Consider the following 13,887-nt stretch of genomic DNA (forward strand, 5'->3'; position numbering starts at 1 on the left):
AGTTCTGGTTATCCTCTGATTCACCTTAGTGTGGCATGGGGACTTTTAGTGCGCGCTTTTGTTCAAGATCCTCCTTTTATATGCTAACTCTCGTGTATTCCAAGTCGTTATTCAATATAACTATTACCTGTGGGTAATAATCTTTTGTTTTTTGGTTGTATTGTTTGTTTTTGTGTAATTGTTAATATGACCCCATCGAAACGCAGACAGCGTTGACAAACAATTATAAAGACAAGGTTAGACGACTCATGAAAACAGTTATTAAAGCAATCATCGCTACCGCTATTATCGCCACTTCTTACACGGCATCTGCACGTGATGGCGCATTTACAGGTAACGTTAGTTTCAACAATCAAGCTAACAATGCTGTAGTTGCAAGCCACTATGCAGTCAATGGTAGCGCTGATAAATCACATTCAGGCATTGTGGTTACCAACAAAAACACCCACATGAGCTTTAATGAAAAACTGCTATCAGCCGCTGATAAGTAATATTTCACCACTATGGTAAACAAACGCTTGTTACACCTTCTTATTATTACATCTAAGTAAAAGTGTTTTGGTTTTATCTCTATTGTTACCAAATGGGTAGGGTGTAGAATGACGACATCGACACCAACAAGAACAAATAAACTCGATATAGCTTCTTACGCTATCACCCCTTTATAACGCGCTATCAAACAAATTCAGACTTATGGCTATCGCGGTAAGTCACTATAAATTATTTAAAAATTATCGGAGTTTTACTATGAGCAATGTATTTTACATGCCACCTGTAACCTTAATGGGTCCTAATGCTATCCAATCTTTAGGGGCTGAATTAGCGTCAAAAGAACTGAAAAAAGCACTTATTGTCACTGACGGTGTGTTAGTTGAAGTAGGTCTTGTTAGCAAGCTAACTGATGAGTTAACCGCTCACGGTATTGATTACGCAATCTACGATGGTGTGCAGCCAAACCCAACTGAGAAAAACATCGAAGACGGTCTTACTCTACTTGCACAAAGCAACGCTGATTTTGTGATTTCATTCGGTGGTGGTTCTTCTCACGATACAGCGAAAGGTATCGCATTGGTTGCAGCTAACGGAGGTCATATCCGTGATTACTCTAAAGGTGTGCACCTTTCTAAGAAACCACAACTTCCATTGGTAACCGTGAACACAACTGCGGGTACGGCATCAGAAATGACTGTATTTGCGATTATCACTAACCAAGAAGATGAAACTAAATATCCAGTGGTTGATAAGCACTTCACGCCTATTATTGCGGTTAACGATTCAGAGCTAATGGTCGCAATGCCTAAGTTCCTTACTGCAACCACAGGTATGGACGCATTAACGCACGCAGTTGAAGCGTATGTTTCAACAGCAGCGACACCAATTACTGATGCAGCTGCAATCAAAGCGATTGAGTTAATTGTTAATAACTTAGAAGCAGTGGTGAATAACGGTCAAGACCGTGAAGCACGTGATGCAATGCAGTACGGCGAGTACTTAGCCGGTATGGCATTCTCAAATGCTTCTCTCGGTTACGTGCACTCAATGGCGCACCAATTGGGTGGTGTTTACGACCTGTCACACGGTCTATGTAACGCAATCCTACTTGCAGAAGTATCACGCTTTAATGCACAACAAGTACCAGAGCGTTTTGTTGATATTGCGAAAGCAATGGGTATCGACACTGCAGCGATGACGCAAGAGCAAGCGGTTAATGCAGCTCTTGAAGCGATTGATGCACTCTCTGAAAAGGTGGGTACTAAGCAACGTCTAGCTGACCTGGGTGTTACTGAAGATAAACTCGCATTCATGGCACAAAATGCCCTAAATGATGCCTGTTCTCTAACCAACCCACGAAAAGCGAGCTTAGAAGAAATCGTAAATATCTTTAAAGCACGTATGTAATTACCCTGACTATCGGTAATGACTCTTAAATAAAAAGGCCGCTAAAGCGGCCTTTTTTAGATCTGGATATCGAAGGGATAATTTTTATTTAACCGTAAATTATTTATGCAATCCGAGATTGTAAACCCTGCTCATCAAGGTTAAGTTCAGGATTATTGTCATGGTATGCTTATAGAGAATAACTGCCCGTAGTGGGATGTCATGGGCTATTCTATTTAATGTTAGAAGTGCGGGCTTCGTATAATGGTATTATGTCAGCTTTCCAAGTTGAAGAAGCAAGGTTCGATTCCGGGCAGCCTGCTCCAACATTATAACCACTCATGATGAGTGGTTTTTTTGTATCTTATTTCTAAGATCTCATCAAAACATCACTCCGTTATAGCTTACTAATCACATCTAAAATCTACTATTCGATAACCAGCAAACACATCGTCACAAAGGGCGGTATTTAATATGAAAGATTTTATGTGAACTGAGAGCTGTAAACCCACGAGCTTATTATTTAATGCGTATCTAATTGAGCATCGTCACAAAAATAGTTTAAGTCTAGTGATAAATTTATTTAAAAGGCATTGCTTAAATAAATGTACTGTTCCTTAGTCTATCTCTTTTGAATAACCATTTTTTTAATTGTAACAAATGGAATATTATCTTGATGAACACAATTACAGTACGCGGCTTCATTTTTGACGTAGACGCAACATTGGTAGATACAACCTCTGTAATCGATGAAATCTGGAAAGAATGGTCTGCAGTGAAGCAGCTTAATTTTACCGATGTTCGTCCATTCGTGCATGGTCGAAAAATAAACGAGACGTTAGCTGAAGTTAATCCTAAGTACGATACTGAAGAGGGTGTACTTGAGGTGAAACGCATCGCGGTCGAGAAGATGAAAAAAGCCAAAGCAATCACAGGAGCATTAAAGTTTGTTAATCAAATTCCTAATGGAATGTGGAGCATTGCCACTAGTGGTCCTCGTCAAGTTGCAGCAACAAGTCTAAAAGCTTCAGGATTTAACCTTCCTGATGTCATGGTCTGTGGTGAAGATGTCACCCACGGTAAGCCACACCCAGAACCGTTTTTAACTGCAGCAAAGCAATTAAACCTTCTTCCACAACAATGTGTCGCATTTGAAGATTCACCTGTTGGAATCAGATCAGCACATAAAGCAGGCTGCTTTACTATCGCTCTTACAACTAGTCATGCAAAACATGAGCTTGAAGAAGCTAATGTAATTATTGATGATTTCGCTGATATCAACTTAATCTTTACTAAAGACAAGGAGATTACCCTCGTTTTTCATAAATGGTTGAACTAATAAACATTGAAATAGACGTAGTTATTAATGTACCTTTTCACGGCGTAATTACTTGGTTGTGTATTAAAAATATAATACTTTTTTGATGTTTTTTTTTTGGCTTATGATCTTGAAAATTAAAGATAAAAATCTTTTAATATAAAGCTGGAAACAGCTTTGTTTTACATGCTTCTTCTACAGTCGTTCCTCCTTTGTTTCTGTGGTTCAACCAGGCAAAAAAGCTTTGCAAATGTTTTGTCCCATTCGGGTAACGATCAAGGCTACTAAGTTAAACTGGCACATCAATCGAGCAGCGTATCACCGCTGCACCACTTAGGCTCTACTGCGATATGCTGGAGAGTACATTTACTAAAATGACGGGATTATATACGTCATTGTAGATGGTGAGTAGAAAGGACAAGCCTTGATGAGTGATCAAGGCTTTTTAGCGTATGGTGAATAATGTATTTAACAGTAAGACAATGAAGTGACTCTATATGTTGTAACGTTCAAGTATGAAAAATCACTCTAATTGACGATCATTTAACCTCTAACTTATTAGCACGACACTCATACAATACTAAATTTAATTTTCTTACTAACAAATATTAGCTAGCATAATTATTCAAATTAAAAATCGGCGCTTATTTGGTGATGATGAGTGTTCTTTATGATGTTGATTTATATGTAAAATAAATACTTACCCTTTGCCATGAACAGAATAAAAAGAAGATTGTTCATTTTTCTTTGAATATTTATGTTGACTTAGTTAGGTATTACTCTATTATTGACCTCGCTCTGTTGTTCAGAGTTATTAATTACAAAATGAAAAATCAAGTCCAAGTAAAACCTCAGATACATCTTCTTAGCAGTTTTTGTCCTCAGTTGTTTCCCTTAGCTTCATCATCATAGCAATTTAATAATTCAACTCTCAGCTCGTCGTATTTTCGCGACAAATTTCTGAATATTAAAAATTAAGGGACACATATGTCTAATTCAAATACTGGTCTAGTAAAATGGTTTAACGAAGAAAAAGGTTTCGGCTTTATCACTCAAGATAATGGCGGTGCTGATGTATTCGTTCACTTCCGTGCTATCGCTTCAGAAGGTTTTAAAACTTTACTTGAAGGTCAAAAGGTTTCTTTTGACGTAGAAAATGGCCAAAAAGGTCTGCAAGCAGCTAACGTTGTAGCGCTATAAGAATTTAAGTTGGCGCAAAGAGCAATATGCTATTTGCGCTGCTTTGAAAAGTAAAAATAATTAGTTATACCGTACCATCGAAAATAATAACCACTTCTAATATCTACTTTTGTTTGTATTTGTCGTTACGTTCCTATTTCCCTCGTTACCTATAATAAATAGATTTTATACTCATTTTATAATTTGAATGTACTAAGAAAAATCAAAAACACGCATTTAAGTTAATGATAAAGCTAAGGATATGCTTATGTCTCGAACTCTTGGTCGTAAACGATTTTGGTTTCAACAAAACCGTCCTATAAATACAATAAATACACAAACAAAAGAAGCAGTAAAATAATGAACGTAAACTTTAATTTATTAAAAAATAAACATTCTTGGAATTCGACTATTCATCAGTTAAATAGTGATGTATTAACTCGACATGTATTAATAAAAGGCAATGTTGATAATCCTGATATTAATTTCACATATTGTGAAAAAACCTGTAAAGGCGATATTACTAACGCTGATAATAAACTCATTGGTAATTTCACTATCTCTTATTAATACCTAAAGGGTATTAAATTAATCGAATAAACGAATTCGCTTAATTTAATAATCTTACTCGCTGAAAATTGAAATTTGTCATCCTTTTCGTAGAAGAAAACTGTTTATCGCTGCATTTATGTTGTTTTATCCGTGTTTCCCTTTGCTTTCTCGATAGTTCAAACATCGTTATTTCGGCCGTCGCGTGTTGCGACACCTCAATGAAATAAATATAAGGGACACATTATGTCTAATAAAACACTTGGTTTAGTAAAATGGTTTAACGAAGAGAAAGGTTTTGGTTTTCTAACTCAAGACAACGGTGGTGCTGATGTATTCGTTCACTTCCGTGCTATCGCTTCAGAAGGTTTTAAAACCTTGACTGAAGGCCAGAAAGTATCATTTGAAGTAGAGCAAGGTCAAAAAGGTCTTCAAGCTGCTAACGTTGTTGGCTTGTAATTAGATAATTCGTCTAATTTCTTACTTATTATTTAATTATCAAGGATACACTATGTCTATCAAATCAACGGGTTTAGTAAAATGGTTCAACGAAGCTAAAGGTTTTGGCTTCCTATCTCAGGATAATGGCGGTGCTGACGTATTCGTTCACTTTGCCTCAATTATCTCTGATGGCTTTAAAACACTTGACGAAAATCAAAAGGTTTCTTTTGATGTAGAAAATGGGCCTAAAGGCCTACTAGCTACCAATGTTGTTTGCTTATAAGAATATATAAATAAGTGCAGCAACGTTGCATTTATTATTAATCTCATTTTTGAAGTGTGATTAAGAGAAGGCCCATCGAGAAATCGATGGGCCTTTTTTATTGTTTAATTTCACAATAGTCAACACATACCAAAATAGGAATGTTTATCCTTTCCCATGATACAAGTGTGGTAATTTGAGTACAGGATCACACTTTTTCTACTTGGGTCGCGCTATTATTTTCGTAAGCATTGAGGAGGTCTTATTTTTTTAGTATTCCAATTAAAGTTCCATATAAGCACCAATAAAAAACCACACCTTTATGATGTGGTTTTTTTTGTACTTAAAAGACAGTCTAGGAAATTTCAACTAAATAGCTCTATTTAATAGTATCGAATCTATGCGTTATAACGACCAGATACAAAAAGACCGCCTCGATGGACGGTCATTTAACATCACAAATTTAAAGCGATCCGATACCACGTAACATCCATTACGTTAACTTGTTCATTTTTAATACGTTAAAACAAATCATTCTTATCACTTGATAGTGCAGCTTGATATAAATGTTTGTTGTTCTCCCTAATAACATAGAGATCATATCATCTATAAAAATTAAAATGAATGATAACCATTGCACTCATTATAGGTAACATCTAAAGCTTATATATTACTTTGTGCTAACAACTACGGTGTTTGCCATCATATCTCCTAACCTTTGTTTATTTCCAAAAATAATAAATATGCAATCAATAATACCAATTAGCGGTGTTAATATATTTCTAACTAATGATTGTACTAAATCACATGGCTTACCCGAGTCCTTATCAATAACAGCCATTTTCAATATTTTTTTCCCTATACTTTGTCCTTTAGGTAAAGCATCTGACAATACAAAATAAGCGGCTGGAATTGCTAAAGCTAAAATTTCAATCCATTTACCCTCTAATTTGAAAAATTGAATCACGTACATAAATATTAAAAAAATTACAATAGTTATTAGTCCATCAATACATTGTCCTATGTATCGCCTTCCCGCTGTAGCAAGATCTGTTCGTTTCCATGGGTAACGTTTTAAATTATTCATATTAATTGATGAGTTAATTATTTATAAATACATCATACATCGAAAAATATAGGGGCAATAATTTGCCCGATACCATCTGCATTTAACAGTATCCATTTAATGCGTTCTGATACGCTGTAACGTCTCAGGCAAAAAAAAAACCGCTAACTAAGAGCGGTTTATTTATTACATATTTTTTATTTTTTCCTCGAAATCCATTCATTTCCTTTAATGCTGCTACCTGTAAAAAGTAAGAACAGTCTTTGTATTCATCACCAAATTGCACAAAACCATCAATTTTTTTTAAAAGTAGTCTTGGGAGGTTCACATCAATTTTTACTGTCCCCCCATATAAGGACTAACATCAATCTCAATAATCGACCATAAAAAAACAACATATTCAGGGTCATTGATGTGAGCTTCTATTTTTGTTGGTATTGGTGGTGTCTTACCATTATCTGCCAAATCTTCAAGATACATATCAATCGCATCAGGCGCATTTATTAGGGCTTCGTCATAAGTATCGCCAGCCGTAAAACAACCATCTAAATCAGGAAAACAAACACCATACGCGGTTTTTTCGTCGCCTAGTTCAATAGCTACGGGGTATAAGTATTTCATTATTAGATCTTTTTATTTGTTACTATTCACATTTAGTGAAAATTAATTGTAGTTAACAGTATGCATCTATTACGCACTTTGTGATTGTGCTTCATCTTAAACTGGGGTTATAAGGCTCATTTTAAGACGTTTAGGGTGCCGATAATCACCGTAAATCAGTATTGATTGTTTGGTGTGTATGTTACGAACTGAAGCTAAAAGTGATTAGAGCTTATATCAAGCTGACAGTACTAAGATACTGACTTTCCTCACCAGAGATAATGCCGGCCAGCTAGCGAAATTTTTTAAGATTGCGCCTCCTCGGCTATCACATAACAGTACCGCCATGGTTAACGACATTCAGACAAGCTAAATCACCACTGCGGTAAATGTCATGATCTCAAAGGCACAAACTTTCTCGATTTAGCTAGCCTATTAAAAGCCTCTGCCAACCCCTAACCTCAAGCATGAGGAAGTTACAAAGATCACGATGCACGATCAATTATTACTATTTGGTAATAATCTTTTGTATTTTTGGTTGATTGTGTGTTTTTGTGTAATTGTTAATATAGCCCCATCGAAACGCAGACAGCGTTCAGCAATAATAATAAAGATTAAGGTTATACGACTCATGAAAACAGTTATTAAAGCAATTATCGCTACCGCTATTATCGCCACTTCTTACACGGCATCGGCACGTGATGGCGCTTTCACTGGTAACGTTAGTTTCAACAACCAAGTTAGCAATGCTGTGGTTGCAAGCCACTATGCAGTTAATGGTACGGCGGATAAATCACATTCAGGCATTGTGGTTACCAACAAAAACACCCACATGAGCTTTAATGAAAAACTGCTATCAGCGGCTGATAAGTAATATTTCACCACTATGGTAAACAAACGCTTGTTACACCTTCTTATTATTACATCTAAGTAAAAGTGTTTTGGTTTTATCTCTATTGTTACCAAATGGGTTGGGTGTAGAATGACGACATCGACACCAACAATAACAAATAAATTCGATATAGCTTCTTACGCTATCACTCCTTTATAACGCGCTATCAAATAAATTCAGACTTATGGCTATCGCGGTAAGTCACTATAAATTAATTAAAATTATCGGAGTTTTACTATGAGCAATGTATTTTACATGCCACCTGTAACGTTAATGGGTCCTAATGCTATCCAATCTTTAGGGGCTGAATTAGCGTCAAAAGAATTGAAAAAAGCGCTTATCGTCACTGACGGTGTGTTAGTTGAAGTGGGTCTTGTTAGCAAGCTTACTGATGAGCTAACAGCTCACGGTATTGATTACGCAATCTATGATGGTGTTCAACCTAACCCAACAGAGAAAAACATCGAAGATGGTCTTACTCTACTTGCACAAAGCAACGCTGATTTTGTGATTTCATTCGGTGGTGGTTCTTCTCACGATACAGCGAAAGGTATCGCATTGGTTGCAGCTAACGGAGGTCATATCCGTGATTACTCTAAAGGTGTGCACCTTTCTAAGAAGCCCCAACTTCCATTGGTAACCGTGAACACAACGGCGGGTACTGCATCAGAAATGACTGTATTTGCGATTATCACTAACCAAGAAGATGAAACTAAATACCCAGTGGTTGATAAGCACTTCACGCCTATTATTGCGGTTAATGATTCAGAGCTAATGGTCGCAATGCCTAAGTTCCTTACTGCAACCACAGGTATGGACGCATTAACGCACGCAGTTGAAGCGTATGTTTCAACAGCAGCGACACCAATCACAGATGCTGCTGCAATTAAAGCGATTGAGTTGATTGTTAATAACTTAGAAGCAGTAGTGAATAACGGCCAAGACCGTGAAGCACGTGATGCAATGCAGTACGGCGAGTACTTAGCAGGGATGGCATTCTCAAATGCTTCTCTAGGTTACGTACACTCAATGGCGCACCAATTGGGTGGTGTTTACGACCTGTCACACGGTTTATGTAACGCCATCCTATTGGCTGAAGTATCACGCTTTAATGCACAACAAGTACCAGAGCGTTTTGTTGATATTGCGAAAGCAATGGGTATCGACACTGCAGCGATGACGCAAGAGCAAGCAGTGAATGCCGCTCTAGAAGCGATTGATGCACTCTCTGAGAAGGTAGGTACTAAGCAACGTCTAGCTGACCTAGGTGTTACTGAAGATAAACTCGCATTCATGGCACAAAATGCCCTAAATGATGCCTGTTCTCTAACTAACCCACGTAAAGCAAGCCTAGAAGAAATCATTAATATCTTCAAAGCACGTATGTAATTACCCTGACTATCGGTAATGACTCTTAAATAAAAAGGCCGCTAAAGCGGCCTTTTTTAGATCTGGATGTTGAGGGGATAATTTTTATTTAACCGTAAATTATTTATGCGTACTAAAATAAATGTCGTTAAATTATTTAATATTTTGCAAATAGATCTTGTATGCTCTTAGGTATTCCAGCAATAACAGTTAACATCTGTCTAGCCGTTTTCCAACCGTCTTTTTTAACGTCTGGATCAGCTCCAAACTGTAACAAAAGATCAAATACCTCATAATTAAGAGGCATACTATCAAATCCCATTCTCAAAGCACTTACCCCTTCAAGATTTTCATGCTCTATCAATTTATCTGCCCCATTTTCTAACAGTAAGCGTATGCCTTCTACATTACGTTGACGTACTGCATACAACAATGGAGTATTGCCATAAGAATCTATCGCATTCACATCAAGACCTTTTTCAAGTAAGAACTGAATAGAACTTAAAATTGGTGAGTCCTTTATATCAAATGATGTTGATGTGAACATTTTATGTAGATATGTCCATTGCTCTGATTCTGTTACTTGATGAACATCATAACCTTGCTCAATTAGCTCTTTTGCAAATTCAACATTTCCTTTTTTCAGCGCTTTAAAAAATTTATATTCGGGGCGTTCCGTGTATTTCATGACTATAGCCTTTTTTCTAAAAATTCTTCCATATGCTCAATAATTTCATCCAAATCACCAGAACCCGGTTTTTCATTCTTGTGGCTTAGATTTGTTTTGGCATCCTCTATTTGAAAATGATCAGGGTTTGCATTCACATAATCATTAAATTCTGCTTGGGACATACCCAGCTCTTCCGCGGCTCTCACTAAACGGCGATGTTCAAACCCAGGTTTATGTCCATAGTGCCTATTAGAAATGATGTTACCTTTATCATCAATAAAATTACCATTCACATCTTTACGTGCTGTATTTTGTATTTGACGTTTTGTTTCAGCTCTTAATGATGGACGGTCTAATAATGGTTTTGGTTCGCCTGATGATATAAATCGACCGTCAGGGCCATGTAACTGAAACACCACATACATTGGTGGTAAGCCAGTCGTCGGAGGGAATATTAGAATGTAGTCATTTGGATCTGTTTCACTTATAGGAGTGATATAAGTATTATCAAACTCCTTTCCTTGCTCATGCTCGGGGTGAATATAAATGGTATGCGAATCAACATTAGGAATAGGGTTAACTAGAATCTTAGTTCCTGCAATTTCTTCAGATACAGGCACCCATTCAATAGATAGACCCGGTTCCAAATCGACAACAAACTTATTACCGACTAAGTTGACAGAACGCTTTGGAATTTCTGTTTTATCAACATGATAGCCATGAATTATCCCTTCACTATCAAAGCCGAACCTAATGAGAGTTTCAACGCCTTTTAGGAGCTGTATATCTTCATCACCATATAAAGTCCCATCTCCCATCCGTGTAGGAGATAACGCTAATAAAATACCAATAGGTCCCACGACTTGCATTGCAAACCCAGCGATATCAACGAGACCAACGCCTGCTATACGACTTAATGCCGCAGTAGACAATCCATCGATATCAGCGAGACCAACGCCAGCTATATGACTTAATGCCGCTGTAGATAATCCACCGACAGCAACAGCATCCATTGAACCCGCAGCATAAATACCAATATTACCAACAGAAGAAGCTTTTTCTCTATTTTTGCCTACAGAAACCTTCCCGAAAGGTAACATTGAAGACTTACAGAAAACTTTATTAATTGGCTCATTCGCTTGAGTAACTTCACGCATAGCTAAAATTTTCGCTCGATGCGCAGCATATCGTGCGTCATTATCTTGAACATACGCCCATGTTTTATCTGACTGTTCATGACGTTCTCTTCGTTGCCGTTGTATTTTTTCCCTAGGCGTTTCAGTTTTACTATCAAGCTCTGAGTCAGGCTCTGGGTCTAATACGTTATTATCAATCTTGGCGAATTTAACACTCGCTTTTGCGCTAACTTCAGTTGGTTGCCCCATTGTTTTATCCGTAATTTTTTCCTAGAGGATAAATTAAAAATCAAACGGGCAATAATTTGCTCAAAATGGCTGTATTTAACAATATGCATATTTTATGAACTGACTCGTATCAGTATGATGATGCGGTAACGTTTTCGGCCGAGTTCGCAGCACTTGGCGCGCCTAAAATTGGCGTGGTGGCCTAGTACCTATTTAAAAGCCGCTTTTAATGGCGGTTTTCTAATGCAATACCTTGAGATGGCGGTAATTTATTACTTCGATTTTTTTGTGGCTAAAATCCTCGGAAAGTCTATACCTCAACTAACCATTAAGGCTTACAAAATGATTAAGGGCGCATTACTATTTATTTTTAGTTTATTATTGTTTTAGGCTCTCTCGTTCAATTTATTTATTTTGTTGAAAGTATCGAATCTTTTGAATACTCGTTTAAACATAGTTTTTCTGATTTTGTAAATATAATCCCTAGTTTATGTCTGTTTTATTTCGCTACTATTTTGCTTTTTAAAGTAAAATCGGCTTAAAAATACAAACGTACTACTAACATTAACCGCCGGATTAGGCGTTTTTTTTATCTGGCAAAGACACAAACCCGCCATATCTTGACAAAAAGTCAAATAAAACCCCTTTATTGTGTTTACATGTGTACATAGTGCACATGTAATGCGTCCATACCAATAAACTGAATCCAAAAACGGTGTCCAGTAGGTACAGTGTCACGATCTACTAATCCTGACTTTGAATATAATCCCGAAAATATCGGCACTAAGATCAAAGATGGTTGCGTATATTGTCCTAATCACATGTATTACGTGTTTATGGCGTTGCACAGTAACGGTTATTTTAAGCCGTTAGCGAATGGCACAACTAACCTAGTAAGTATTAAAACCTCAGATATTAAGAGGGTTGCATTCAAACCAGATAAGGGGAGGCGGGGCGATTGTCCCGCTTTTGAACATGACTAAATTAATAAATGTTATGAAAATGGCAGGATTAAAGCCTATGCCAAGCCTTGAAGAACAAAAAGAGCGCGTTAATAAACTTGAATTATTAACAAAGCAATGTGAAGCCCACGCCGTAAACATGTATTTAAGCGACCACAACGGCATTGATATTAATAACCCGTCACTCTTACCAATAACTAACCCCGACTACGTGCCGCCAACAAAGGCGCAAGTAGCCGCCGTGGTTGATCTCCTTATCAGCAAAGGAATGGCACGTACTGACATTAGTAAGATGCTTGGCATTAGTCCTACAGGCAACAGGACGCTAAATTATTGGGTTACAGATAGCCGAGATACACAGATCCCGTATTGTGCATGGCGACAGCTTACAACGCTGGCGGGGCTAACAATGGTTACTATGGTTGAATCCAAATGAAAACAATTAACCCTAAGCTATTGGCAGAAACAGCCGAGAATCAAGATAAGATCTTGGCAGAATTTGAGCATGATATAGAGCTAACCCGCCGCCATTGTGCACAAGTTCACTTTGTATCGGAACATATCTACCGCCCCGATTCTTACCGCTCGATTGATGATCCGTTATACCGAGATCCAACGGGTGAAGAAATCAAAGAAGTATTCGAGCATTTGGCAAGCCTACACAGCAAAGGCATTGTTACTAAAATGCTTGGCATTAGGGGCACATCTAACCCCACGCGCACGATCACGCGTTGGATAGATGGGACGAATATGATCCCGTATTGTGCGTGGCGTTTAATGCTTATCTTAGATGGCCGCGCAGTTGAAACAAACAGGATACCCGCTACCGACGGATCCAAGCCTTGGGAAAAATTCTACATAACGAGGGCAAAATAATGACAATCGCATTTTTAACACTTGATGAATATGAAGCCGATCCCCAACGCTACAACCAAGCATTAGACCGCAATGACGAATTAAAAAAGCTAGCAGACGCGCACGTAGGCGGTATGGTGTTTAAATGCAGCGGTATTGATAGCGAATGTTTATTACTAGCCACAGACTCGCGCTACAAAGCCCCCACAGCCGCGCATGTAGCCGAGGTATACGATTATCTAGTTAAAGAACTTGGGGCAGATATAGCAGATATAGAGGCGTTAACGGGGTATAAGGCTGGCGAGCCCGTAACATACCCAACGTGGCGGCTTATGTTGTCTATGGCTGGATTGTCTATTGATTTAATGCATATCAGCAAAGAAATAAGACGCAAAATATTAAGATAGTAATTAATTTTGTTTACGCAGAAATAGCAGTATTTAACGGGGAGCGCATGGCGGTAGCGGTGTTGCTCTCTTTTTT

16 protein-coding genes and 1 tRNA gene are annotated in these 13,887 nt (G+C 37.7%); 13 read left to right on the forward strand and 4 right to left on the reverse strand.

What is annotated here, in order from left to right:
• Positions 1-248 precede the first annotated feature (248 nt).
• The 8 genes from C0W29_RS02465 (at position 249) to C0W29_RS02500 (ending at position 5,648) form a co-directional block, all read left to right on the forward strand.
• Positions 249-491 carry a hypothetical protein gene (locus C0W29_RS02465; RefSeq protein WP_036791784.1) on the forward strand — a complete coding sequence of 81 codons (243 nt, stop codon included), beginning with the start codon at positions 249-251 and terminating at the stop codon, positions 489-491.
• A 256-nt stretch (positions 492-747) separates the two neighbouring features.
• Entirely contained in the window at positions 748-1,899 is a 1,152-nt protein-coding gene (locus C0W29_RS02470) for an iron-containing alcohol dehydrogenase (RefSeq protein WP_107174120.1), read from the forward strand.
• A gap of 229 nt (positions 1,900-2,128) precedes the next feature.
• Positions 2,129-2,204: transfer RNA gene (locus C0W29_RS02475), tRNA-Gly, on the forward strand.
• Positions 2,205-2,554: 350 nt separating this feature from the next.
• Entirely contained in the window at positions 2,555-3,217 is a 663-nt protein-coding gene (locus C0W29_RS02480; protein WP_045044222.1) for an HAD-IA family hydrolase, read from the forward strand.
• A 966-nt stretch (positions 3,218-4,183) separates the two neighbouring features.
• A complete protein-coding gene (gene cspE / locus C0W29_RS02485; protein ID WP_045045873.1) occupies positions 4,184-4,396 on the forward strand; it encodes a transcription antiterminator/RNA stability regulator CspE in 213 nt (70 codons plus the stop codon).
• A 339-nt stretch (positions 4,397-4,735) separates the two neighbouring features.
• Positions 4,736-4,945: a hypothetical protein gene (locus C0W29_RS02490; RefSeq protein WP_036791796.1), complete on the forward strand. Its 210-nt coding sequence runs from the start codon at positions 4,736-4,738 to the stop codon at positions 4,943-4,945.
• 225 nt (positions 4,946-5,170) lie between these two features.
• Positions 5,171-5,383, forward strand: a complete 213-nt coding sequence (gene cspE, locus C0W29_RS02495) for a transcription antiterminator/RNA stability regulator CspE (RefSeq protein WP_045044215.1) — start codon at positions 5,171-5,173, stop codon at positions 5,381-5,383.
• 52 nt (positions 5,384-5,435) lie between these two features.
• The gene (locus tag C0W29_RS02500) at positions 5,436-5,648 is read left to right on the forward strand and encodes a cold-shock protein (protein ID WP_036791793.1); all 213 of its coding nucleotides are present in this window, start codon (positions 5,436-5,438) and stop codon (positions 5,646-5,648) included.
• Positions 5,649-6,297: 649 nt separating this feature from the next.
• On the opposite strand, the gene C0W29_RS02505 is transcribed toward C0W29_RS02500, so the two are convergent.
• The gene (locus tag C0W29_RS02505) at positions 6,298-6,714 is read right to left on the reverse strand and encodes an RDD family protein (protein ID WP_045045874.1); all 417 of its coding nucleotides are present in this window, start codon (positions 6,712-6,714) and stop codon (positions 6,298-6,300) included.
• 315 nt (positions 6,715-7,029) lie between these two features.
• A complete protein-coding gene (locus C0W29_RS21820; RefSeq protein WP_045045876.1) occupies positions 7,030-7,314 on the reverse strand; it encodes a type II toxin-antitoxin system HicB family antitoxin in 285 nt (94 codons plus the stop codon).
• Between the two features lie 610 nt (positions 7,315-7,924).
• Between C0W29_RS21820 and C0W29_RS02515 the strand changes: the two genes are divergently transcribed.
• The gene (locus C0W29_RS02515) at positions 7,925-8,167 is read left to right on the forward strand and encodes a hypothetical protein (RefSeq protein ID WP_107174121.1); all 243 of its coding nucleotides are present in this window, start codon (positions 7,925-7,927) and stop codon (positions 8,165-8,167) included.
• A gap of 255 nt (positions 8,168-8,422) precedes the next feature.
• Entirely contained in the window at positions 8,423-9,574 is a 1,152-nt protein-coding gene (locus C0W29_RS02520; protein WP_107174122.1) for an iron-containing alcohol dehydrogenase, read from the forward strand.
• Positions 9,575-9,710: 136 nt separating this feature from the next.
• Here the strand turns inward: C0W29_RS02520 and C0W29_RS02525 are convergent, their stop codons facing one another.
• Together C0W29_RS02525 and C0W29_RS02530 are read right to left on the reverse strand one after the other, a co-directional pair.
• A complete protein-coding gene (locus tag C0W29_RS02525) occupies positions 9,711-10,241 on the reverse strand; it encodes an ankyrin repeat domain-containing protein (RefSeq protein WP_045045841.1) in 531 nt (176 codons plus the stop codon).
• Between the two features lie 2 nt (positions 10,242-10,243).
• On the reverse strand, positions 10,244-11,608 hold the full coding sequence (locus tag C0W29_RS02530) for a GH-E family nuclease (RefSeq protein ID WP_052671734.1): 1,365 nt from the start codon (positions 11,606-11,608) through the stop codon (positions 10,244-10,246).
• A 981-nt stretch (positions 11,609-12,589) separates the two neighbouring features.
• Here C0W29_RS02530 and C0W29_RS02540 point away from each other — a divergent pair.
• Genes C0W29_RS02540 through C0W29_RS02550 form a run of 3 tightly spaced genes read left to right on the forward strand, consistent with a single transcriptional unit; the run spans position 12,590 to position 13,811 of the window.
• Positions 12,590-12,985, forward strand: coding sequence for a hypothetical protein (locus C0W29_RS02540; protein WP_146146382.1), 396 nt, complete (start codon positions 12,590-12,592; stop codon positions 12,983-12,985).
• Entirely contained in the window at positions 12,982-13,425 is a 444-nt protein-coding gene (locus C0W29_RS21780; protein WP_045045844.1) for a hypothetical protein, read from the forward strand. The genes C0W29_RS02540 and C0W29_RS21780 overlap by 4 nt, the downstream gene beginning before the upstream one ends.
• On the forward strand, positions 13,425-13,811 hold the full coding sequence (locus C0W29_RS02550) for a hypothetical protein (RefSeq protein ID WP_045044163.1): 387 nt from the start codon (positions 13,425-13,427) through the stop codon (positions 13,809-13,811). Before C0W29_RS21780 ends, C0W29_RS02550 begins: the two co-directional genes overlap by 1 nt.
• Positions 13,812-13,887: the final 76 nt, after the last annotated feature.

The organism is Photobacterium kishitanii (assembly GCF_003026355.1).
GTDB classification, from domain to species: Bacteria; Pseudomonadota; Gammaproteobacteria; order Enterobacterales; family Vibrionaceae; genus Photobacterium; species Photobacterium kishitanii.

Excerpts from the sequence above, each read along its gene's own strand:
- C0W29_RS02500 (WP_036791793.1), top strand. The coding sequence starts at position 5,436 with ATGTCTATCAAATCAACGGGTTTAGTAAAATGGTTCAACGAAGCTAAA.
- C0W29_RS02540 (WP_146146382.1), top strand. The coding sequence starts at position 12,590 with ATGGCAGGATTAAAGCCTATGCCAAGCCTTGAAGAACAAAAAGAGCGC.
- C0W29_RS02505 (WP_045045874.1), bottom strand. The coding sequence starts at position 6,714 with ATGAATAATTTAAAACGTTACCCATGGAAACGAACAGATCTTGCTACA.
- C0W29_RS21820 (WP_045045876.1), bottom strand. The coding sequence starts at position 7,314 with ATGAAATACTTATACCCCGTAGCTATTGAACTAGGCGACGAAAAAACC.
- C0W29_RS02525 (WP_045045841.1), bottom strand. The coding sequence starts at position 10,241 with ATGAAATACACGGAACGCCCCGAATATAAATTTTTTAAAGCGCTGAAA.
- C0W29_RS02490 (WP_036791796.1), top strand. The coding sequence starts at position 4,736 with ATGAACGTAAACTTTAATTTATTAAAAAATAAACATTCTTGGAATTCG.
- C0W29_RS02515 (WP_107174121.1), top strand. The coding sequence starts at position 7,925 with ATGAAAACAGTTATTAAAGCAATTATCGCTACCGCTATTATCGCCACT.
- C0W29_RS02520 (WP_107174122.1), top strand. The coding sequence starts at position 8,423 with ATGAGCAATGTATTTTACATGCCACCTGTAACGTTAATGGGTCCTAAT.
- C0W29_RS02470 (WP_107174120.1), top strand. The coding sequence starts at position 748 with ATGAGCAATGTATTTTACATGCCACCTGTAACCTTAATGGGTCCTAAT.
- cspE (WP_045044215.1), top strand. The coding sequence starts at position 5,171 with ATGTCTAATAAAACACTTGGTTTAGTAAAATGGTTTAACGAAGAGAAA.
- C0W29_RS02550 (WP_045044163.1), top strand. The coding sequence starts at position 13,425 with ATGACAATCGCATTTTTAACACTTGATGAATATGAAGCCGATCCCCAA.
- C0W29_RS02530 (WP_052671734.1), bottom strand. The coding sequence starts at position 11,608 with ATGGGGCAACCAACTGAAGTTAGCGCAAAAGCGAGTGTTAAATTCGCC.
- cspE (WP_045045873.1), top strand. The coding sequence starts at position 4,184 with ATGTCTAATTCAAATACTGGTCTAGTAAAATGGTTTAACGAAGAAAAA.
- C0W29_RS02465 (WP_036791784.1), top strand. The coding sequence starts at position 249 with ATGAAAACAGTTATTAAAGCAATCATCGCTACCGCTATTATCGCCACT.
- C0W29_RS21780 (WP_045045844.1), top strand. The coding sequence starts at position 12,982 with ATGAAAACAATTAACCCTAAGCTATTGGCAGAAACAGCCGAGAATCAA.
- C0W29_RS02480 (WP_045044222.1), top strand. The coding sequence starts at position 2,555 with ATGAACACAATTACAGTACGCGGCTTCATTTTTGACGTAGACGCAACA.